This is a genomic window from Streptomyces nymphaeiformis, assembly GCF_014203895.1.
Classification (GTDB): domain Bacteria; phylum Actinomycetota; class Actinomycetes; order Streptomycetales; family Streptomycetaceae; genus Streptomyces; species Streptomyces nymphaeiformis.
This window is the reverse complement of sequence record NZ_JACHJY010000013.1, coordinates 88,925-107,766: the sequence shown is the minus strand read 5'-3', so window position 1 is coordinate 107,766 and position 18,842 is coordinate 88,925. Positions and strand designations below refer to the sequence as shown.

20 protein-coding genes and 2 pseudogenes are annotated in these 18,842 nt (G+C 71.4%); 12 read left to right on the top strand and 10 right to left on the bottom strand.

What is annotated here, in order from left to right; translation table 11 throughout:
• Positions 1-500 precede the first annotated feature (500 nt).
• Both GGE06_RS36655 and GGE06_RS36650 read right to left on the bottom strand, forming a co-directional pair.
• Positions 501-821: an HIT family protein gene (locus GGE06_RS36655; protein ID WP_184932814.1), complete on the bottom strand. Its 321-nt coding sequence runs from the start codon at positions 819-821 to the stop codon at positions 501-503.
• Between the two features lie 289 nt (positions 822-1,110).
• Positions 1,111-1,584, bottom strand: a complete 474-nt coding sequence (locus tag GGE06_RS36650; RefSeq protein ID WP_116163459.1) for a cupin domain-containing protein — start codon at positions 1,582-1,584, stop codon at positions 1,111-1,113.
• A gap of 72 nt (positions 1,585-1,656) precedes the next feature.
• Between GGE06_RS36650 and GGE06_RS36645 the strand changes: the two genes are divergently transcribed.
• Positions 1,657-2,217 carry a TetR/AcrR family transcriptional regulator gene (locus GGE06_RS36645; RefSeq protein WP_116163457.1) on the top strand — a complete coding sequence of 187 codons (561 nt, stop codon included), beginning with the start codon at positions 1,657-1,659 and terminating at the stop codon, positions 2,215-2,217.
• Between the two features lie 143 nt (positions 2,218-2,360).
• On the opposite strand, the gene GGE06_RS44135 is transcribed toward GGE06_RS36645, so the two are convergent.
• Positions 2,361-3,050, bottom strand: coding sequence for an Lsr2 family DNA-binding protein (locus GGE06_RS44135; RefSeq protein WP_116163455.1), 690 nt, complete (start codon positions 3,048-3,050; stop codon positions 2,361-2,363).
• A 193-nt stretch (positions 3,051-3,243) separates the two neighbouring features.
• Here GGE06_RS44135 and GGE06_RS36635 point away from each other — a divergent pair.
• Positions 3,244-3,480, top strand: a pseudogene (locus GGE06_RS36635) (DUF7873 family protein); the annotation flags it as partial.
• A 105-nt stretch (positions 3,481-3,585) separates the two neighbouring features.
• Here the strand turns inward: GGE06_RS36635 and GGE06_RS36630 are convergent.
• Positions 3,586-4,362, bottom strand: coding sequence for an SDR family oxidoreductase (locus GGE06_RS36630; protein WP_116163451.1), 777 nt, complete (start codon positions 4,360-4,362; stop codon positions 3,586-3,588).
• Positions 4,363-4,559: 197 nt separating this feature from the next.
• Between GGE06_RS36630 and GGE06_RS36625 the strand changes: the two genes are divergently transcribed.
• Positions 4,560-5,429, top strand: coding sequence for a helix-turn-helix transcriptional regulator (locus tag GGE06_RS36625; RefSeq protein WP_116163449.1), 870 nt, complete (start codon positions 4,560-4,562; stop codon positions 5,427-5,429).
• Here GGE06_RS36625 and GGE06_RS36620 read toward each other — a convergent pair.
• The gene (locus GGE06_RS36620) at positions 5,422-6,582 is read right to left on the bottom strand and encodes an agmatine deiminase family protein (RefSeq protein WP_184932813.1); all 1,161 of its coding nucleotides are present in this window, start codon (positions 6,580-6,582) and stop codon (positions 5,422-5,424) included. The two genes, GGE06_RS36625 and GGE06_RS36620, sit on opposite strands and share 8 nt — an antisense overlap.
• A 208-nt stretch (positions 6,583-6,790) precedes the next feature.
• Between GGE06_RS36620 and GGE06_RS36615 the strand changes: the two genes are divergently transcribed.
• Positions 6,791-7,435, top strand: coding sequence for a TetR/AcrR family transcriptional regulator (locus tag GGE06_RS36615; protein ID WP_184932812.1), 645 nt, complete (start codon positions 6,791-6,793; stop codon positions 7,433-7,435).
• Between the two features lie 7 nt (positions 7,436-7,442).
• On the opposite strand, the gene GGE06_RS36610 is transcribed toward GGE06_RS36615, so the two are convergent.
• From GGE06_RS36610 to GGE06_RS36600, 3 genes are read right to left on the bottom strand one after another with little or no spacing between them, the layout of a single operon-like run.
• Entirely contained in the window at positions 7,443-8,276 is an 834-nt protein-coding gene (locus GGE06_RS36610) for an ABC transporter ATP-binding protein (protein ID WP_184932811.1), read from the bottom strand.
• Positions 8,269-9,129, bottom strand: a complete 861-nt coding sequence (locus GGE06_RS36605; protein ID WP_184932810.1) for an ABC transporter ATP-binding protein — start codon at positions 9,127-9,129, stop codon at positions 8,269-8,271. The genes GGE06_RS36610 and GGE06_RS36605 overlap by 8 nt, the downstream gene beginning before the upstream one ends.
• Positions 9,126-9,452, bottom strand: a complete 327-nt coding sequence (locus GGE06_RS36600; RefSeq protein ID WP_312883424.1) for an ABC transporter permease subunit — start codon at positions 9,450-9,452, stop codon at positions 9,126-9,128. Before GGE06_RS36600 ends, GGE06_RS36605 begins: the two co-directional genes overlap by 4 nt.
• A gap of 21 nt (positions 9,453-9,473) precedes the next feature.
• Between GGE06_RS36600 and GGE06_RS36595 the strand changes: the two are divergent.
• The 7 genes and pseudogenes from GGE06_RS36595 to GGE06_RS36565 form a co-directional block, all read left to right on the top strand.
• Positions 9,474-10,055 (top strand): annotated as a pseudogene (locus tag GGE06_RS36595) (agmatine deiminase family protein); the annotation flags it as partial.
• Positions 10,056-10,092: 37 nt separating this feature from the next.
• Positions 10,093-10,677, top strand: coding sequence for a TetR/AcrR family transcriptional regulator (locus GGE06_RS36590; protein WP_184932809.1), 585 nt, complete (start codon positions 10,093-10,095; stop codon positions 10,675-10,677).
• 156 nt (positions 10,678-10,833) lie between these two features.
• A complete protein-coding gene (gene lanL / locus GGE06_RS36585) occupies positions 10,834-13,509 on the top strand; it encodes a class IV lanthionine synthetase LanL (RefSeq protein ID WP_184932808.1) in 2,676 nt (891 codons plus the stop codon).
• A gap of 135 nt (positions 13,510-13,644) precedes the next feature.
• Positions 13,645-13,800, top strand: coding sequence for a VenA family class IV lanthipeptide (locus GGE06_RS36580; protein ID WP_181924742.1), 156 nt, complete (start codon positions 13,645-13,647; stop codon positions 13,798-13,800).
• A 122-nt stretch (positions 13,801-13,922) separates the two neighbouring features.
• Entirely contained in the window at positions 13,923-15,017 is a 1,095-nt protein-coding gene (locus tag GGE06_RS36575) for an ATP-binding cassette domain-containing protein (protein WP_116163435.1), read from the top strand.
• Positions 15,014-15,868 carry an ABC transporter permease gene (locus GGE06_RS36570; protein WP_116163433.1) on the top strand — a complete coding sequence of 285 codons (855 nt, stop codon included), beginning with the start codon at positions 15,014-15,016 and terminating at the stop codon, positions 15,866-15,868. The genes GGE06_RS36575 and GGE06_RS36570 overlap by 4 nt, the downstream gene beginning before the upstream one ends.
• Positions 15,869-15,960: 92 nt before the next feature.
• On the top strand, positions 15,961-17,001 hold the full coding sequence (locus GGE06_RS36565) for a vWA domain-containing protein (RefSeq protein ID WP_184932807.1): 1,041 nt from the start codon (positions 15,961-15,963) through the stop codon (positions 16,999-17,001).
• Here GGE06_RS36565 and GGE06_RS36560 read toward each other — a convergent pair.
• The gene (locus GGE06_RS36560; protein WP_116163429.1) at positions 16,991-17,614 is read right to left on the bottom strand and encodes an HAD family hydrolase; all 624 of its coding nucleotides are present in this window, start codon (positions 17,612-17,614) and stop codon (positions 16,991-16,993) included. The two genes, GGE06_RS36565 and GGE06_RS36560, sit on opposite strands and share 11 nt — an antisense overlap.
• Positions 17,615-17,743: 129 nt before the next feature.
• Here GGE06_RS36560 and GGE06_RS36555 point away from each other — a divergent pair, with 129 nt between their 5' ends.
• Entirely contained in the window at positions 17,744-18,646 is a 903-nt protein-coding gene (locus GGE06_RS36555; RefSeq protein WP_116163427.1) for an NAD-dependent protein deacetylase, read from the top strand.
• Between the two features lie 19 nt (positions 18,647-18,665).
• Here GGE06_RS36555 and GGE06_RS36550 read toward each other — a convergent pair whose 3' ends face one another.
• Positions 18,666-18,809 carry a hypothetical protein gene (locus tag GGE06_RS36550; protein WP_181924741.1) on the bottom strand — a complete coding sequence of 48 codons (144 nt, stop codon included), beginning with the start codon at positions 18,807-18,809 and terminating at the stop codon, positions 18,666-18,668.
• Positions 18,810-18,842 lie beyond the last annotated feature (33 nt).

Sequence of the window (18,842 nt, the reverse complement as noted above, 5' to 3'; positions counted from 1 at the left end):
CGTCAGCGCGCGGCGAGAACCAGCGCCAGGCGTCGAGTTCCTCGGCCTTGTCGCTCGCGCGCCGAAATCAGGTCGTCGCGGCAGCCGTCCGCCTCGCGGATCTCCGCCAGATGGAGTTTCGTTCGCGCGTCACAGCGCCCGTGCTCAGAGCAAACCGTCGGGTGCGGCAGGGAATCCCGCCCACGGTCTCGCAGTACCCCCGCCACCCAAAGGAACGACAGGCGCACCTGACACTCCGGGTCGTCCTTGTCGGTCTCGGCCGGCCCAGGAGACCAGATCGGGAACGCCCAGGCGTACGCAGCTCGGCGACGCGAACGATGCCTGGTCGTCACAGACGACGACCAGCTCGCGGGCGGGGACCGCACTCACCGGAGCACGCGAGGACCTCGCTCCCGCGATCGGCACCCCAACACCAACCGGGAGTGGGTCCACGCCGCCGCCATCCGGATCGCGCAGATCACGATGGATGCCAGGACTTCACGACGCCGACGCGGATAGCCTCAGTCGTCGTGGTGACTGTAGGTGTCGAGGGTCTGCTCCGCGCTCTCACCTCGGAGGACCACATGCCAGTGCATGTGCTTGGAATCCGGGTACAGCCCCAAGTCAGTGGTCCCCGAGCACGACTCATACTCTTTCTCGCCCACTGCTGCCACCTCGCGCACCAAGCCGACGATCTCGTACAGCAGGTTCGGGTCGGCATTGCCCAGATCCGGCAGCGACGGCACGTGCTCCTTCGGGACCACCACGATGCGTACCGGGTACGAGGGGTTGGTGGGGGGAAAGGCGAGAGCACGGTCCGTCTCCAAAACGGTCTCGTACAAGCCGCAGTACGAACGGTCCGCCGCACACGAAGCCCTCGAAGTACTCCGAGAGTTCCTGGGTACCTTCCCGGATCTGCCGCAGAAACGGTCAGCAGATGCGGAAGGGCCGGGCACAGCTCGCAGAACCGTGCCGACTCGGCCCCGGAAGCTACTTGGGCAGGCCGCCCCCGACGAGCAAGCGCTCCGAGAAACCGGTCGGGCCTGAGCCGACCGACGCCTTGACGGTCGCAGCACCCGCCTAACGGGCGGGTTAGTACTCCAGCAGCGGATCGCGTCCTGAGCTGGAGTATTAGGCGGGGGCGGCGGGCTCCTCGTAGGTGATCTGGTACGGGGCGGCGATCCGGTTCAGCGCCGTGGCGTCGAGGCGGCTCCGGTGGCCGGCTCCGGACAAGTGCTCGGACAGGTCCTCCAGGTAGCACTCCCAGCCGCCGGGCGAGGAAATCTGGAGGACATGGGGCGGCGGGGTGCTCACGGGACGCAGGGCGTGCGGGACGCCGTGCGGCAGCAGGACGAACTGGCCGGCCGTCACTGTGCGGTCCGTGTCGTCGAATTCCACGCCGAGGGACCCTGACAGCACGTAGATGCACTCGTCGGCCACGTGGTGGACGTGGCGCGGGATCTCCTGGGCGACGACTACCTCCATGCAGGAGAAACGGCCCTCGGTGTCCTCCGTCCTCGCCTTCACGGTCATCGCAGGGGGGAGCGGTACGCGAGTGGGGCGGGAGGCGCCGGGGTCGAGCAGGATGAATCGGTCTTCGGACATGAGTATCCTTCCCTCAACGACTGCGGAATCGGAATCCGATTCCGTTTAAAGGTGAGCAGAGGAAACAGCGGCATGTCAAGACCCTCCCGGACCGACGCGGAGCGAAATCGCCTGCGCGTGCTGAACGTTGCGCACGAGCTGTTCGCCGAGCGCGGCGACGAGGTGCAGATGGCGGAGGTCGCCCGGGCCGCCGGGGTCGGCGTCGGAACCGTCTACCGGCACTTCCCGACCCGGCAGGCCCTCGTCGGGGCCGTCGCCGAGCAGCGATTCGCGAAGGTCCTCTCGTTCCTGGAGGAGGAATGTCCGGCGCGGCCCGACGCGTGCGGGGCGGTGGAGGCGCTTCTGACGCGCGTGGGTGAGATGCACGAGGAGGGGCGCGCGGTCTCGGGCGTGATCGAGGCGTCGTTCGGCGGCATGGCCCCGCGGGGCGAGGTCGGTGAGGCACTGCTCGCGATGGGGGCGCGGCTGGTCGAGCGGGGGCGATCGGACGGCACGCTGCGTGCCGACGTGACGGTCGCGGACCTGTATATGAGCGTGGGTGCCGTAGCGATGCTCAGCCACAATGAGATCGGAGACTGGCGCCGGTTCGTGGAGATCGCCCTGGACGGTCTGCGACGGCCCTACCATGCATGAGCTCGTTAGGGCTCGCCGAAGAGCAACATGTGGACGAGCAGCTCGCTGACCTGCTGTGTCAAGGCACAGAACCCATAGCTTGATTCCCTGCGAGCCCTTAGGGTCGGACTCCCGTGTCTCTGCCGACAGTGGCGACGTTGCGGCTATCCGTTTCCGGCCTTCTCCCAGGCTTCGAGGATCGCGACAGGGATGCGGCCGCGGTCGGGAACGTCGTAGCCGTTGGCCCGTGCCCAAGCGCGGATGTCGCTCGCGTCTGCCGTCATGCCCGTCCGCGGCTGCGGCGCCGTGTCGACTGGTGCGGGTGTCGGGGCGGGTGCGGTGGGGGTGAAGAAGACTCCTTGGGTGAGGAGGCTGTCGGGGAAGAGAGGGACGGTTTCGCGGCCTGAGAGGAGGGCGGTGAGGAAGTCTGCGAGGCCGCCACCGTAGGTGTACCACTGCGGCCCTCGGGCCTCGTTCGCGGCGATGGTCCACTTCTCCGGGGCACCGGCGGATTCGGTGATCCAGAAGAGGTACTCGCCGTTGTCCGTCACGCCCATCGCGAAGAGGTGCCTCGGGTCATGCGGAACCGGGTGGGTGCCGCTGTCGCGGTCGTGATGGAGCTGGGTGCGGATCGTGGCCGGCATGGGGCCGGTGAGGCTTGTCCACCGGGTTGGCGCATGGGGGTGGTAGAGGTGGAGGAAGCCGCAGAAGGCGCCTGGTCCGTAGGCGTCGGCGATCTGCTTGTAGTCCGTCGGCAGCGGCATGCCGAGGGCTCGCTCAGTCGAGGACCAGTCCGTCGACGGGGCGGCGGGCGGCGGGGGACAGAGGTCCGTGAGACGGTCGATGCTGGTCATGGGAGCAGTCCTAGCCGGTGGCGGCGTTGCTGGTCGTGAGCGGATTCCCCTTCAGGTCCATCCGCCACTTCTCGTGGGGCATGAGTCCTCCCATGAGAAGAGCCCCCGCCGAGGCGAGGGCTCGAAGTTGATGTTCTCTCGGGTCAGGCAGCCAAAACCAACCTGAAGCGAATCACGCGATTCTCGAACGTTTCTGAACCAGATCATCGGAGTGGAGAAGGGCGTCAAGCCCCGGGCGCACCAGGACCTGACGGCGGCGCATCACGGTCTGCAGGAGCCCGCGTTGCTCGCCGGCATCTCCCGTACGTACCAGCCGAAGGACGAGGAGGGCGAGCAACTGCCGCCCGAGTCGACCCTGGTGCGTCGAAATGCCAGTTCGCATCTGGTCCGCCGAGCTCGATCGGCGGTGGTCCGAAGGCAGGACGCGACGCAATGACGAATGCCCCGGGCCCTCAAGTGTGCCGGCGTGTGATGTGAGCGGCATCGACAGGGTCCGGGGGCAGGCTACGCCCCCGGGCCCGCTCCTTTTCCTGGATCAGGCGGCCTGGGCCGTGGGCATGAGGGTGACCTGCTGGAGGTTGGCCCGCGGCGGGAGGCTCGCGACGAAGCCGACGGTCCGCGCGACGTCCTCGGGGGTGAGCCACTCCATGGTCTCCTTCGAGTCCTCCAGCCAGGCCAGGGCGCCCGCGTCGGTGACGTGGCTCTGCAGTTCGGTCCCGACGATGCCCGGCTCGACGGCCGACACCCGGACGTTCTTCGCGCCCAGTTCGGCTCGCAGGTGACGGGAGAGGTGGGTGACGTACGCCTTGGTCGCGGAGTAGACGGCGAAGTTCGGGAAGATGTTCTGCGCCGCGATCGACGAGGTGTTGATCAGGTCCGCGACGCCACGGGAGGCGGCCGTCTCGACCAGCTGCGGGGTGAACGCGCCGATCACGTTCATCAGGCCGGTGACGTTGAGGTCGATCTGCCGCTGCCACTGCTCGGTGGCCAGCTCCTCGACGGGTGCCGGCAGCATGACGCCCGCGTTGTTGAACAGCAGGTCGGCGCCGCCGAGTTCGGCGGCGATCCGCTCCGCGGCCGCCCGTACGGCCGCCCGGTCGGTCACGTCGACCGGAAGCGCCAGGGCCTCGCCGCCGTCCTTCTCGATACGGGCGACGAGGTCCACCAGGCGGTCCTCCCGCCTGGCCATGACGACGACGCGGGCGCCGAGACCGGCAAGGTGCCCGGCCGTGGCCTCACCGATGCCACTGGAGGCGCCGGTGACCACCGCGACGCGGCCGGACAGGGGACGGACGGAGGTGTGCGTGCTCATGGGAGAGGCCTTTCGAGGCGGGGTGGAGGGATGCGGGGCTGCGGCCTTCGCCGTCGGCCCCTGAACAAGAACACCACTCCGGGACCCCTCGCATGAGGCCGGAAAGGGCCCTGACCAGGCAGGTATCCCCGAGGCAGGTACCGGCAGTACCACCCGGGGGCGGGGTGGGGCCCGCTCGTCCGCGTCACACTGGGGAGATGAATGACCGTGGTCGCGAACTCGCCGATTTCCTGCGCACCCGCCGTGCCCGGGTGACCCCCGACCAGGCGGGGCTGCCCGAGGACGGCCGCGCGCGTCGCGTGCCCGGCCTGCGCCGTGACGAGGTCGCCAGGCTCGCCGGGGTCAGTACGGAGTACTACACCCGCCTCGAACAGGGCCGGGCGCAGAACCCCTCCCCCGAAGTCGTCGAATCCCTCACCGTCGCGCTGCGGTTGGACCCCTCCGAGCGGGAGCACCTCACGGACCTGCTGGCCCGGCCCGCACCGTCGCGCCGTGCCCCGGCCGCGCCCCAGCGTGTGCGGCCCGGACTGCATCTGATGCTGCAGACGCTCGACCACGTGCCCGCGTTCATCCTGGGCAGGCGCACCGACGTCCTGGCGTCCAACCGTCTGGCCCGCGAGGTCCTCACCGACTTCGAGGCCTTGCCGGCGCCGCACCGCAACCTCGCCCGCTACTACCTCCTCGACCCCGAGGCCCGCGCACGTGTCGGCGACTGGGAGCGCGTGGCCGCCGAAACCGTCGCCATCCTCCGTCTGGAGGCCGGACGCAGCACGCACGACCGGCGTCTCGCCGACCTCGTCGGAGAACTCACGGTGAAGTCCGCGGAGTTCGCCACGTGGTGGAACGACCACCGGGTGCTGCGCCGGACCCACGGCGCCAAGCACTACCAGCACCCGGTCGCCGGCGAACTCCACTTCTCCTACGAGTCCTTCCAGGTCCCCGGCGACACCGAGCAGACCCTGTGCGTGTACAACGTCGAGCCGGGCTCCCCGACCGCCCGGTCCCTCCGGCTCCTCGCCGACTGGAGCGCTCCCCAGCCGGCGAGTGCCGAACGGCCGTCTACCTGACGGGCTGCTGCTGGGTGACGCAGTGGATGCCGCCGCCGCCCGTGCCGAGGCGGTCGATGTTCAGCTGCTCGATGACGCGGTCCGGGTAGAGCCGGGCCAGGGTGGCGCGGGCGGCCGCGTCGGCCTGGGTGTCCCCGAACTGGCCGGAGACGACCGCCCCGTTGCACAGGTAGTAGTTGGCGTAGGAGGCGAGGAAGTCCCGGTTGGTGGAGCGGATCTTGTAGTAGTCGGGGCCCTGGATCCTGCTCACCTCCATCGGGGCGCCGCCGGACGTCGTGGACGCGTTCAGGATGTTGTACTGCTGCCGCGCGTCGCGGGCGTAGGCGTCCGTGTCGGTGGACAGCGGCATCTGCACGACCGCCTGGCCGGGGGCGAGGAAGCGTGACGTCGCGTCGACGTGGTCGTCGGTGATGTCCTGGCCGCGGACGCCGTCGAACCAGATGACCTTGGTCGCGCCGTAAGCGGCGCACATCGCCGCCTCGATCTGCCGCTCGGTCATCCCGGGGTTGCGGTTGCTGTTGACCAGGCTGCTGCGGGTGGCCATGAGCGTGCCGGCGCCGTCCTGTTCGACGGCGCCGCCCTCGCCGACCAGGTCGGCGTAGGTGAAGGGGACGCCGACGTAGGAGGCGATCCGCTCGGCGACGAGGGCGTCCCTGGCGTGTGTCTGCTTGTTGCCCCAGCCGTTGAAGTTGAGGCCGACGGCGTCGAGACCGCCGGCCCCGTCGGTACGGAAGACGGGCCCGGTGTCGCGCATCCAGCAGTCGTCGACGGGGATGGAGCTGATGACGGTGACGGTGGAGCCGCACAGCGAGCGGGCCCTGGCCGCGCCGCCGGAGTTGGCGCACATCACGACCGGCTCGTACTTCGCGATCGTACGGGCGATCAGGGCGATGTCCGCCTGGACGCCGCTGAGCTTGCCGCCCCAGATCGCGGTGCTGTCCGGCCAGGCCATCCAGGTGCGGGTGTGGGGGACGTCCTCGATCGGGACGGCGAAGGCGCCCGCCGCGGTCGGTTGCGGCAGAGACGCGGCGCCGGCCCGGGCCCCGGTCGTGGCGAGGGTGGTTCCGACGGCGGCCAGTCCGGCGAGCTTGAGGAACCGGCGCCTGCCCGACCCCCCGGTGCCGTCGGCGTGGCTCTCGGCGTGATCGTTCACGTGTACCTCCTGCGTCAACTCCCCCGCGGGGCTTCCGCGGTGGGATGAAAACTAAAACTGACCGAGCGCTCGGTCAATATTTTGGGCGAGGGTGGTTCGAGCCCGCGGACATACGGTGCGGGGCCTGCGGACGTGCCCTGCCCGCGCGATCTTCCGAGTGGGGCCGAACCCCCAGGTGACGGGCGGGGCGCCTGATTAGAGTGAGGCCATGGCTGCATCCGCGAAGGACCCCCGGAACCTCACCGCTCCCCCGCCCAGGACGGGCGCGACGCCGCGGGCCCGCGCCTCGGCGAAGGGCGAGCAGACGCGCGCACGGCTGATCGCGGCGGCCCGCACGCTGCTCGCGGGCGAGATGAGCGAGCGGTTCACCACGCGCAACGTGGCGGCACTGTGCGGGGTTTCCCACGGGATGTGCCACTACCACTTCCAGGACCGGACCGACCTGATCGTCGCCGTCGTCGCGGACATCCGCCCCGAGTGGATCTCCCCCCTGGAGGAGTCGGTGGCCGCCCCCGGCACCTTCGCCGAGCGTGCCGAGCGCGTGCTCGACCTGCTGAGCAGGCCCGAGGGGACGGACCTTGCGCACCTCCACTCCGCGCTGCACTGGCACGCGTTGAACGACGACCGGGTGCGCGAGTCCCTGGAGGCCGAGTACCGCCGCTGGCGCGCCTGTTTCGTGTCCCTGTTCCAGGTCCTGGCCGACGAGCGCGGCGGGGACCTCGACCCCCGGCCGCTGGGCGAGGCCGTGGCCGCGGCCGTCGACGGACTGGCGGCGATGGACTCCCTCGGCGCGGAGGTCGACGGCGGGGCCGCCCTCCGGGCCCTGGTCCGCACGCTCGCCGCCGGGGCCTGAGCGGGCTTCAGAGTGCCCGGCGGGCGACGGCGATCCGCTCCGGGTCCCAGCCCGGCCTGGGCACGGACTCCAGGAGGAGCCGGGTGTACGGGTGGCGGGGCCCGGCGAACACCTCGGCGGTCGGCCCGGCCTCGACGACGGCGCCGTGCCGCATGACGATGACGTCGTCGGTGACGCACCGGACCACGCCGAGGTCGTGGGTGATGAACAGGTAGCCGATCGAGGTCTGCTCCCTGATGTCCGCGAGGAGGTTCAGGATCTGTGCCTGCACCGAGACGTCCAGGGCCGCGACCGCCTCGTCCAGGACCAGCACGGCCGGCTCCACGGCCAGGGCCCGCGCGATGGCCACGCGCTGGCGCTGTCCGCCGGAGAGCTGCCGGGGCAGCGCGTCGGCGGCGCGCGTTCCGAGGCCCACCTGGTCGAGCAGTTCCCGTATCCGCAGGCCGTGGTCCCGGTCGGGGAAGTGGAGCCGGAGCGTCTCCCGGAGGGCCGCCTCGACGCCGGTCCGGGGGTCGAGCGACAGGAGCGGGTCCTGGAAGACCATCTGGACCTCGCGGGCGCGGGCGAGCCGGTGTGCCCGGCCCCGGCCCCGCGCGGTCCTCGACCGGCCTCGTACGTGGACCTCGCCCTCGTCCGCCCGCTCCAGGCCGACGACGATCCGGGCCGTGGTGGTCTTGCCGGAGCCGGACTCGCCGACGATGCCGAGCGATCCGCCGGGCGGGAGGGTGAAGGACACGTCGTCCACGGCCCGTACGGCTCCGAAGGTCCTGCGCAGGCCCTTCACCACGAGGACGTGCTCGGCGTTGTCGCCGTAAGGGGACTTCTCGTCGTTCTCAGGCATCGACCGCCGTCCTTCCGAGCCGATCGCTGTGGTGGCAGGCCGCCTTGTGGTCCGGCCTGCCCGGGGCGGGGAGTGACGGCGGTGCCTGCCGGTCGCAGATCTCGGTGGCCAGCGCGCAGCGGGCGGCGAAGGCGCAGCCGGTGAGTTCCGCCCTGAGGTCGGGAGGCTGTCCGTCGACGGCGGCGAGCCGCCCCCGCGGGTTCTCCATGCGGGGGGTGGAGGCCAGGAGCGCGGCCGTGTACGGGTGGCGCGGGCGCTCGAAGACCTCGTCGGCGGGCCCGCTCTCGGCGATCCGCCCGGCGTACATGACGTACACGCGGTCGCTGATCGCCGCCGCGAGGTCGAGGTCATGGGTGACGAACAGCAGCCCGGTGCCGAATCGTTCGCGCAGCTTTCCGAGGAGCGCGATGACCTCGGCCTGTGTGGTGACGTCGAGGGCGGTGGTGGGTTCGTCGGCGAGGAGCAGGACCGGGTCGCCCATCAGCGCGGCGGCGATCATGACGCGTTGCAGCATGCCGCCGGAGACCTGGCCGGGGTACTTCGCCAGGGCGGAGGCGTCCAGGCCGACCGCCTCCAGGAGTTCGACGGCCCGGGCACGGGCCGCCTTGACGGTCGTCGTCCCGGTGAGGCAGACGCTCTCGGTGAGGAAGTCCCCGATGCGCCGCAGCGGGTTGATGGCCGCCCGCGGGTCCTGGAAGATCATCGCCGCGGTCCCCGTGCGCAGGGCACGGAGCCGGTCGGCGTCCAGGGCGAGGACGTCGTGCCCGTCGACGAGGACGGGGCGCGCGGTGCCGGGCAGGTCGATCCGGAGCCCGCGGATCTCCAGTACCGGCCGGTCGGATGGTGTGTTCATCGGTCTCTCCTGGCGACGCGGTCCACCCACCGTTCCCCGACCACGTTGAACGCGACCACCGTCAGGACGATGAAGGCGCTCGGCAGGATCGCGGACAGCGGGTAGCCCTGCTGGACCGCGGTCTGGCCGTCGAAGACCATGCGGCCCCAGTCGGGGGTCAGCGCCGGGACGCCGAGGCCGAGGAAGGAGAGGCCGGCGAGGTCCATGAGGGCGTAGCCGAAGTTGATGGTGGACTGGGCGAGGACGACGGGGGCGATGTTGGGCAGGATGTGGCGCAGCCCGATCTGGAGGGCCGAGTGGCCCTGGACCTGGTAGGCGCTCACGTAGGGGCGTGCGCGTTCGGCGAGGACGAGGGAACCCTCCTCATCACCGAGAGCTCGATCGTCAACGCCAACCGCAACCCCGGCAAGACCCGGGACCAGATCGAGGACGAGCTGATCGAGACCCTCGGCGTCGAGAAGGTCGTCTGGCTGGCCGGTGTCCGCGGCGAGGACATCACCGACGCGCACGTGGACAGTCTCGTACGGTTCACCGCGCCCGGCGTGGTCCTGCTCGACCAGGCGTTCCCCGGTACGCCCCCGGACTCCTGGTCCCGCTCGGCCGACCAGGCCCGATCCGTGCTCAGCAAGGCGACCGACGCCCGGGGCCGGCGCTTCGAGATCATCGACCTGCCGCAGCCCGACCTCGACAGGATCACCGGCGAGGGCGACGACTTCGTGTCGACGTACGCGAACTTCTACATCGCGAACGACGCCGTCTTCATGCCGAGGTTCGGCGACACGAAGGCCGACCAGCGGGCGAAGAGCATCCTCCAGGAGCACTTCCCCAAGCGCGACATCGTCCCGGTCCGGATCGACACCATCGCCTCCGGTGGCGGGGGCATCCACTGCTCCACCCACGACCAGCCCGGCAAGCCCGCCGCCTGACGGGTGGACGACCGCGAGGGGGACCACGAGGGGTGACATGACGACCGACCGCCGAGCGGCCATCCTGGAAGGCGCCGCCCGCGTCATAGCCCGGCGGGGCGTCCGCGGGCTGAGAGTGGAGGAGCTGGCGGCAGAGGCAGGGGTTTCGACCGCCCTGGTCTACTACCACTTCAAGGACCGGGCGGGCGTCCTGCGCCACACCCTGGAGTTCATCGGCGACCGGGCCGAGCGCTACACCGCCGCCGCGGAGGGGACGACCGGGCCTTCCGACCCGCGCCAGGAGCTGGAGCGGTCGCTGCTGCTCGAGTTCCAGGACACCCCCGAGGTCCGTGAGAACAGCACGGCCTGGGGCGAGCTGCGCGCCAGCGCGATCTTCGAACCGGACCTCCGCGCGGACCTGGCCCGGGCCTCCCTGACCTGGGTCCATGACGTCGCGGCGCTGCTGGCCCAGGTGTGTCCCGACGTGCCCGCCCCGGTGCTCACGGCGTCCGCCGAACGGCTGACGGCCCTCCTGGAGGGGCTCAGCACCCGCTGGCTCAGCGGCGCCCTGACCTCGCCCCATGCCCGTGAGCTGTTGCGGGAGGCGCTGTCCGTGGAGATTTCGCATCTGCAAACTCAATGATCGAAATGCGCCTCCCACTGCGCCGGGCGCGCTTCCTTCCGGTGTTACAGCGCTGTGCGCTCGCTGGATGAAGTGAATCGAGGTGCGTGTGTGTTGGTCCGTTTATGTCACCGGGCACCTTCCCCTCGGCGGTTCAGCCGTTGAGAGGGACACGCAATGACGAGCCACACGACCGAAGTTGATCTGGAGGACCTCCTCCGTCAGGCGCTGCACGCCATGGGTACGGACGCGCGCTGGACTGTCGAGGCGGACGAGACGTGGTGCCGGGTCGCGCCCGTGGCCGGGACGCGGCGCACGCAGGGGTGGAAGCTGCACGTGTCGGCCACGTCCGCCTCCGCGCCGGCGGTCCTGACCAGGGCGCTGCGCGTGCTGCTGCGGGAGCAGTCGGGGTTCAAGTTCGCCCGTTCCCTCGAGCAGGTCGGTGCGCTGAACTCGCGAGCGACCCCGCGGGGCAGCTCGGGCAAGTTCATCACCGTCTATCCGCGCTCCGACGCCGAGGCGGCCGGGCTCGCCCAGGAGCTGCACGCGGCCACGGCCGGGCTGGCAGGGCCGCGGATCCTGTCCGACCAGCCCTACGCCGTGCGCAGTCTGGTGCACTACCGCTACGGCGCCTTCGTCGGACGGCGCCGGCTGTCCAAGGACGGTCTGCTGGTGTGGTTCATCGAGGACCCCGACGGCAACCCCGTGGAGGACAAGCGCACCGGCCAGTACTCCCCGCCGTCCTGGGCCGTCTGTCCGTTCCCCGCCACGGTGCCTGCGGTGCCGCGTGGCGGGGAGGCGACGAGCCGTCCGGTGGTGCTCGGTGGGCGCTTCGCGGTACGCGAGGCGATCCGGCAGACGAACAAGGGCGGCGTGTACCGGGGCAGCGATGCCCGTACGGGTGCGGGCGTGGTGATCAAGGAGGCCCGGCCCCATGTGGAGGGCGACGCCTCCGGCGGCGACGTCCGGGACTGGCTGCGCGGCGAGGCCCGGACGCTGGAGCGGCTCAAGGACACGGGTCTCGCCCCGGAAGCGCTGGCGCTGTTCGAGCACGGGGGCCATCTGTTCCTGGCCCAGGAAGAGGTGCCGGGCGTGACGCTGCGCACCTGGGTGGCCGAGCACTTCCGTGACGTGGGTGGCGAGCACTACCGCGCCGACGCGCTGGCGCAGGTCGGGCGTCTGGTGGACCTGGTGGCGGCGGCGCACGCCCGCGGCCTGGTCCTGCGGGACTTCACTCCGGCCAACGTGATGGTCCGCCCTGACGGGGAACTGCGCCTGATCGATCTGGAGCTCGCGGTCCACGAGGACGAGGACGCTCTGCCGAGCCGCGTGGGGACGCCCGGTTTCAGTGCGCCCGAACGCCTGGCCGACGCGCCGGTCCGCCCTTCGGCCGACTACTACAGCCTCGGCGCCACCGCGTGCTTCGTCCTGGCCGGGAAGGTCCCGAACCTCCTGGCCGAGGAGCCCGCCGATACGCCGACCGAGCAACGGCTCGCCGCGTGGCTGACGGCCTGCACCCGGCCGCTTCGGCTGCCGGACGGTGTGGTGGACATGATCCTGGGGCTGATGCGGGACGATCCCGCCGAGCGGTGGGATCCGCACAGGGCCCGCGAGGCGCTGCGGCGGGCGGATCGGGCTTCGCGGCCCCGGAGCGCGGCCGAGCCCTCCGTGCGGCCGGGGTCTTCCACCGGTGCCGCGGTGGATGACGTGGTGGCCGGGCTCGTGGACCACCTCGTCGAGTCGATGACTCCGGGAGACGACCGGCTGTGGCCCGTGTCGACACAGGCCGGGGAGAGCGACCCCTGCACCGTGCAGCAGGGCGCGGCCGGTGTCCTGGCCGTCATGACGAGGTACTTCGAGGTCACCGGCGACCCACGCCTGCCCGGACTGCTGTCCACGGCGGGTCACTGGATCGCGGACCGCACCGACGTCCGCTCCCCACGCCCGGGCCTCCATTTCGGCGGCCTCGGCACCGCCTGGGCGCTGTACGACGCCGGGCGCGTGGTCGACGACCGGCGGCTCGTCGACCACGCGGTGGAGCTGGCCCTGGCGCCCCCGCTGGTGACGCCCCATCACGACATCACGCACGGCACGGCGGGCAGCGGGCTCGCCGCCCTCCACCTGTGGCAGCGCACCGGTGACACGCGTTTCGCCGACCTCGTCGTCGACGCGGCCGACCGGCTGACCGCCGCCGTCCGGCGCGAGCCGTCCGGGGTGGGCTGGGCGGTCCCCGCGGAGGCGGACTCCCCGGAGGGCGGCAAACGCTACCTCGGCTTCGCCCACGGGACGTCCGGCATCGGGTGCTTCCTCCTCGCCGCCGCGGACCTCTCGAAACGCCCCGAGCACAGGGAACTGGCCCTGGAGGTCGGCGAGTTCCTCGTCGCCGACGCCGTACGCACGGGCGAAGCGGCGCAGTGGCCCGCCCAGTCCGGAGACGTGCCCACGGCCGCGTACTGGTGCCACGGCGCGGCCGGCATCGGCACCTTCCTCGTCCGGCTGTGGCAGGCCACCGGGGACGACAGGTTCGGAGACCCGGCCCGCCGCGGCGCGCACGCCGTCATGGAACGCGCCTCCCGCTCCGCCCTCACCCAGTGCCACGGCCTCGCGGGCAACGGCGACTTCCTCCTCGACCTGGCCGAGGCCACGGGAGACCCCGTCCACCGGGACATGGCCGAGGAACTGGCCCGCCTCCTCCTGGCCGAGAGGGCCCATCGCCGGGGCCACGTGGTCTTCCCCAACGAGTACGGGGACGTGTCGACCAGCTGGAGCGACGGTTCCGCCGGAATCCTCGCCTTCCTCCTGCGGCTCCGCCACGCCGGCCCCCGGCACTGGATGGTCGCACGGCAGGGCTGAACGGCCGGTCGCACCGAGCGGCCGGAAGCGCTGCCGACCGGTGGCGCCCCACAGACTCCCGGTGCCGGAGGGTCCGGATGCCGGGTCGAGCGGCAGAAGAGTGCTGCCGCCATCTCACAGAAGAAGGAGAATCCCATGGAGAACCAGGACCTCGAGCTGCTGGCCCGCCTCCACGCCCTCCCGGAGACCGACCCGGTGGGCGCTGACGGAGCGGCGTTCGCCGCGACGTGCGAGTGCATCGGCCTGCTGACGCTCCTCAACACGGTCTGCATCGGCATCAGCTGCGCCTAAGCCTGGCACACCCTCCGGCCGGCGGCTGTCCCGGGCAGCCGCCGGCCGGAACCACGACCGGAACGCGTGGCCGGCCACGCATCCCTGGTGGCCGGCCGACCCGTAGACGAGGACGGCACCCCATGCAACGACACGCCGGTGAAGACGATCTCGCCCCGGCGGCCCTCAGGACGGCCGCCCTCGCGCGTACGCCCGCCGCGGACGACCCGCCCGAGCCCGCGTGCGCGATCAGCACGCGCGGTCTGGTCAAGAGCTACCCGGGACCGGACGGCACGACCACCCACGCCGTGAGCGGCCTCGACCTGGACGTGCGGCGCGGCGAGACGTTCGCCTTCCTCGGACCCAACGGCGCGGGGAAGTCCACCACCATCTCCCTGCTGTGCGCGCTGGCCCGCCCCACCTCGGGCCGGGCCACGGTGGCCGGCGCCGACGTCCTCACCCAGCCCCACCTGGTACGGCGGCGGGTCGGGATGCTCTTCCAGCACAGCGCGGTGGACCCCGATCTGACGGCCGAGCAGAACCTGCACATCCACGCACGCCTCTACGGCCTGCCCCGCCGTGACGCCCGCCGGCGCACCGCCGAGGTCCTGGAGACGGCCGGGCTGACCGACCGGCGCCGCTCCCCCGTACGGACGCTGTCCGGCGGCATGCGGCGCCGACTGGAGATCGCCCGCCAGCTGCTGCACGCCCCCGGGGTGCTGTTCCTCGACGAGCCGACCACCGGACTCGACCCCCATGCCCGGGCCGAGGTCTGGGAGCATCTGCGCGCGCTGCGCGAACGGCACGGCAGCACCCTCTTCGTCACCACCCACTACCTGGAGGAGGCGGAGAACTGCGACCGGCTCGCCATCATCGACCGTGGACGGCTGGTGGCCCAGGGCACGCCCCTCGCGCTCAAGGCCGCGATCGGGGACGACCGGGTCGTGCTGCGCACCGACGACGACGACGCGGCCAAGGAGGTCGTACGACGCCTGGCGCCGCCCGACCGCACCGTCGGCGTCGACGCGGACGGCATCTCCCTGCGGCTGCCGGGCGGCAGCGCCTGGATCCCCCGCCTGTGTGCGGCGCTCGAGGCGCTCGGCATCGCGGTGAACTCCGCCTCGGCGACCCCGCCGACGCTCGACGACGTGTTCTTCCACCACACCGGGCGCAGCATCGGCGCCGCACAGCCCGGCCGGGCGGCCGCGGCCGCGACGCGGACCGGAGGTGGCCGATGACCGCCCTCGCCTGGACGTCCCCGGAGGCCGCCGACGGCGGACGGACCACCCGGCTGCGGCGCGAACTGCGTGCCGTCCACGCCCTGGTCCACCGCGATCTGCTGCGCCTCACCGGTCAGCGCACCCATACGGCGATGATGCTGATCCACCCCGTGCTCTACCTCCTGATCCTCGGAGGCGGGCTCGCCGCGCTCATCCCCCAGTCGTCCCTGGGCGTCGGCTACCGGACCTACCTGTTCCCCGGCATGCTGATGATGACCGTGCAGACGCCCGCCGTCATGGTCGGCATCCGGCTGATCACCGACCGGCAGAGCGGCTACCTGCGCGAGCTCCTGATGGCCCCGGTCCACCGCTCGACCCTGCTCCTGGGCAGCTGCGCCGGCGGCACCCTGACGGCCACCGTGCAGGGCGCCGTCCTGCTGAGTCTGGCCGGCGTGGCGGGCTTGCCCTACGACCCGCTCCTCCTGGTCCTGCTGCTCGCCGGGATGATCCTGGCGTCCTTCGCCATCACCGCCCTCGCCCTCGCCCTCGCGGTGACCCTGAGCAGGCCCGAGACGTTCCACACGCTGATGGGTCTGGTGATGATGCCGCTGCTGTTCCTCTCCGGCGCCTTCTTCCCGCTCACGGCCCTGCCCGCCTGGACCCGCGTCCTGTCCGACGTCAACCCCCTGGCGTACGCGGTCGACCTGCTCCGCCGCACCATCGCCCTGCGGGTGCCGGACCAGGCGGCCGCCGCCGGTATCGAATGGGCCGGCCGGCAGCCGCCCCTGCCGCTCGAAGCGGCCCTCCTCCTGACCGGCGGCGCACTCGCCCTGCTGTGGGCGGCACACCGCTTCAGCCGCCCCGAGTGACGACCCTCCCGCGCCCCCTCCGGGAGCCAGGACCGATTGTCAGTGGTGGGTGAGACGGTGGGAACACCAGACGGAAAGAGGGGGAAACTGTCTTGTCCGGAGCGCAGAACTACATCAACCACGTCGCCCTTGTCCTGGACGCCAGTTCGTCCATGTCGCACCTGAGCCGCAAGGTCGTGGAGGTCGCGGACCAGCAGATCGCCTATCTCGCCCGCCGGTCGGGGGAGCTCGACCAGGAGACCCGCGTCACGGTGTACGTCTTCGCCGACAAGGTGGAGTGCGTCATCTACGACAAGGACGTGCTGCGGATGCCGTCGCTGAAGCAGCTGTACCGGGCCGGCGGCATGACGGCCCTGCTCGCGGCCTCGCTGAAGTCGCAGCGGGAGCTGGCGCAGACCGCCCAGCTGTACGGTGACCACAGCTTCCTGACGTTCGTCCTGACCGACGGTCAGGAGAACGCCAGTCACCGCTGCCCCGACGCCCCTTCCGGCAAGCCGCGCGACCTGGTGAAGGCCGTCTCCGAGATGATCGCGGCCCAGGAGGACAACTGGACCCTCGCCGTCCTCGTGCCCGACCAGATGGGCAAGCGCGAGGCGATGAACTGCGGCTTCCCGAAGGAGAACATCGCGATCTGGGACGCCACGAGCACCCAGGGCCTGGAGGAGGCCGGCCAGGTCATCCGCGAGGCCACCGAGAAGTTCATGGTGGGCCGCACGAAGGGCATCCGTGGATCGCGGGCGGTGTTCTCCACGGGCGCGGAAGCGGTCAACAAGGACACGATCGAGGCGGCCGGGCTCACGCCGGTGGACCCGTCGGAGTACCAGCTGCTCCCGGTGGCCCGTGACGTGGCGATCCGGGAGTGGGTCGTCGAGTCCGGGCACACGTACCGCACGGGCTGCGCCTTCTACCAGCTGAGCAAGCCGGAGAAGATCCAGGCGCGCAAGCGGATAGCGGTCCTCGAGAAGACGACGGACCGGGTCTACACGGGGCCCCAGGCCCGGGCCCTGCTGGGTCTGCCGGACGTGGAGACGCGGGTCAGGCCCGACCACAACGACGAGTTCACCATCTTCGTGCAGAGCACCAGCGTCAACCGGAAGCTCGTCTCCCAGACCCGGCTGCTCCTCATGAACTGACGGGTCGTCCGGCGTCGAGATGCGCCGCGATACGGGTGAGGGTCCGGGCGTTGTCCTCGAACAGATGGGCCTGCATGCCCACCGCCCGGGCCGCCTCGACGTTGACCGCGACGTCGTCGACGAAGAGGCAGCTCTCCGGCCGCACGCCCAGGGCGGCGCACACGGCTTCGAAGGCAAGCGGGTCGGGCTTCTCGATGCCGATCTCATGCGAGTAGACGATCCGCTCGACCAGTTCGTCGAAGCCGTACAGCGCCGTCTCCCGCTCCCGGGCGCCGACGAAGCTGTTGCTCAGGATGCCGAGCCTGCACCGTCCGCGCAGTCCTCGGACGTGGTCGATGAGCTCGTTGTTCGGGGTGCCCAGATACTCCGCCCAGAGATCGGCCATGAAGGCCTCGACGCGGGGGGCGTCGAGGCCCAGGCGTGACGCCACCTCGGCGTGCACGTCGTGCTCACCGATGGTGCCGACACCGCCGGCCGCCCACACGTCCCGCATCCGCTCGCCCACGGTGCCGTGGGGCAGTGCCAGCCGCTCCTCCCACCGTTCCACCCATCCGGTTTCCGGCGTGAACTCCAGCACGCCGCCGACATCGAAGATCACACACGTCTCGGACATCCGAACACTCTGGCCTTCCGCTCCGGGCGGCGGTCAAGCGACGGCCGAGATCTGTGACAGCCCTGTCGCGAACCGTCACCCCCGTCCCGCCGAAACGCATACGGGCCGCCCCTTCCGTACCCTGGCCGCATGCGCATGCGCCCCACCTTGAGCTGGACGCCGGACGAGGACCTGCCACCGGGTACGACGGACCTGGGGCCGGTCTCCGACGCGCTGGAGGCCGGCGGCGTGCTGGTGCTCAGCGGCGCCGGGATCTCCACGGAGTCCGGCATCCCCGACTACCGGGGCGAGGGCGGAAGCCTCAGCCGGCACACTCCGATGACCTACCAGGACTTCACCGGCAGCGAGCAGGCCCGGCGGCGGTACTGGGCGCGCAGCCATCTCGGCTGGCGCACCTTCGGTCGCGCCCTGCCCAACGCCGGGCACCGGGCCGTCGCCGCCTTCGCACGGCACGGACTGCTCTCGGGCGTGATCACCCAGAACGTCGACGGTCTGCACCAGGCGGCCGGCAGCGGAGGGGTCGTGGAGCTCCACGGCAGCCTGGCGCGGGTCGTCTGCCTGTCCTGCGGCACGTACAGTCCGCGCCGGGAGCTCGCGGCACGCCTGGAGGAGGCCAACGCGGGCTTCGAGCCGGTGGCGGCCGGAATCAATCCCGACGGTGACGCCGACCTCACCGACGAGCAGGTCGGCGACTTCCGTGTGGTGCCGTGCGCGAACTGCGGCGGTGTCCTCAAGCCCGACGTCGTGTTCTTCGGCGAGGCCGTCCCGCCCCGGCGCGTCGAGCACTGCCGCGCCCTGGTCCGCGAGGCGGCCTCACTGCTGGTGCTCGGTTCCTCGCTCACGGTGATGTCGGGGCTCCGTTTCGTCCGCCAGGCGGCCGAGGCCGGGACCCCGGTCCTGATCATCAACCGGGACCCGACCCGCGGGGACCGCCACGCCCTCTCCCGTATCGCCCTCCCCCTCGGAGCCGCCCTGACCAGCCTTGCCGAGCGGCTCGACATCCCCGCCGGCCCTCAGGCGGAGCTCGGCTGAGGCAGCGGAGCCGTGCCGGTCACCGGTGCTGAAGCCAGTACACGAGAAACGTCACGGCCGCGGATCCGGCGGCGCCCGCGGCACCGATCGCGGCTTGCAGGATGAGGCGACGCCACACGGGTGTGCTGGGCTGCTCGCGTGCGACGTCGCCGGTGCCGGTCATTCCTGGTCCTCCTGGGTCCGCCGGGTCGGCGTC

Bases quoted from the DNA above. Each gene is read 5' to 3' on its own strand.
- GGE06_RS36645 (WP_116163457.1), top strand. From the start codon at position 1,657: ATGTCAAGACCCTCCCGGACCGACGCGGAGCGAAATCGCCTGCGCGTG.
- GGE06_RS36605 (WP_184932810.1), bottom strand. From the start codon at position 9,129: ATGAACACACCATCCGACCGGCCGGTACTGGAGATCCGCGGGCTCCGG.
- GGE06_RS36590 (WP_184932809.1), top strand. From the start codon at position 10,093: ATGACGACCGACCGCCGAGCGGCCATCCTGGAAGGCGCCGCCCGCGTC.
- GGE06_RS44135 (WP_116163455.1), bottom strand. From the start codon at position 3,050: ATGACCAGCATCGACCGTCTCACGGACCTCTGTCCCCCGCCGCCCGCC.
- GGE06_RS36555 (WP_116163427.1), top strand. From the start codon at position 17,744: ATGCGCATGCGCCCCACCTTGAGCTGGACGCCGGACGAGGACCTGCCA.
- GGE06_RS36630 (WP_116163451.1), bottom strand. From the start codon at position 4,362: ATGAGCACGCACACCTCCGTCCGTCCCCTGTCCGGCCGCGTCGCGGTG.
- GGE06_RS36610 (WP_184932811.1), bottom strand. From the start codon at position 8,276: ATGCCTGAGAACGACGAGAAGTCCCCTTACGGCGACAACGCCGAGCAC.
- GGE06_RS36550 (WP_181924741.1), bottom strand. From the start codon at position 18,809: ATGACCGGCACCGGCGACGTCGCACGCGAGCAGCCCAGCACACCCGTG.
- GGE06_RS36650 (WP_116163459.1), bottom strand. From the start codon at position 1,584: ATGTCCGAAGACCGATTCATCCTGCTCGACCCCGGCGCCTCCCGCCCC.
- GGE06_RS36615 (WP_184932812.1), top strand. From the start codon at position 6,791: ATGGCTGCATCCGCGAAGGACCCCCGGAACCTCACCGCTCCCCCGCCC.
- GGE06_RS36580 (WP_181924742.1), top strand. From the start codon at position 13,645: ATGGAGAACCAGGACCTCGAGCTGCTGGCCCGCCTCCACGCCCTCCCG.
- GGE06_RS36625 (WP_116163449.1), top strand. From the start codon at position 4,560: ATGAATGACCGTGGTCGCGAACTCGCCGATTTCCTGCGCACCCGCCGT.
- GGE06_RS36560 (WP_116163429.1), bottom strand. From the start codon at position 17,614: ATGTCCGAGACGTGTGTGATCTTCGATGTCGGCGGCGTGCTGGAGTTC.
- lanL (WP_184932808.1), top strand. From the start codon at position 10,834: ATGACGAGCCACACGACCGAAGTTGATCTGGAGGACCTCCTCCGTCAG.
- GGE06_RS36570 (WP_116163433.1), top strand. From the start codon at position 15,014: ATGACCGCCCTCGCCTGGACGTCCCCGGAGGCCGCCGACGGCGGACGG.
- GGE06_RS36575 (WP_116163435.1), top strand. From the start codon at position 13,923: ATGCAACGACACGCCGGTGAAGACGATCTCGCCCCGGCGGCCCTCAGG.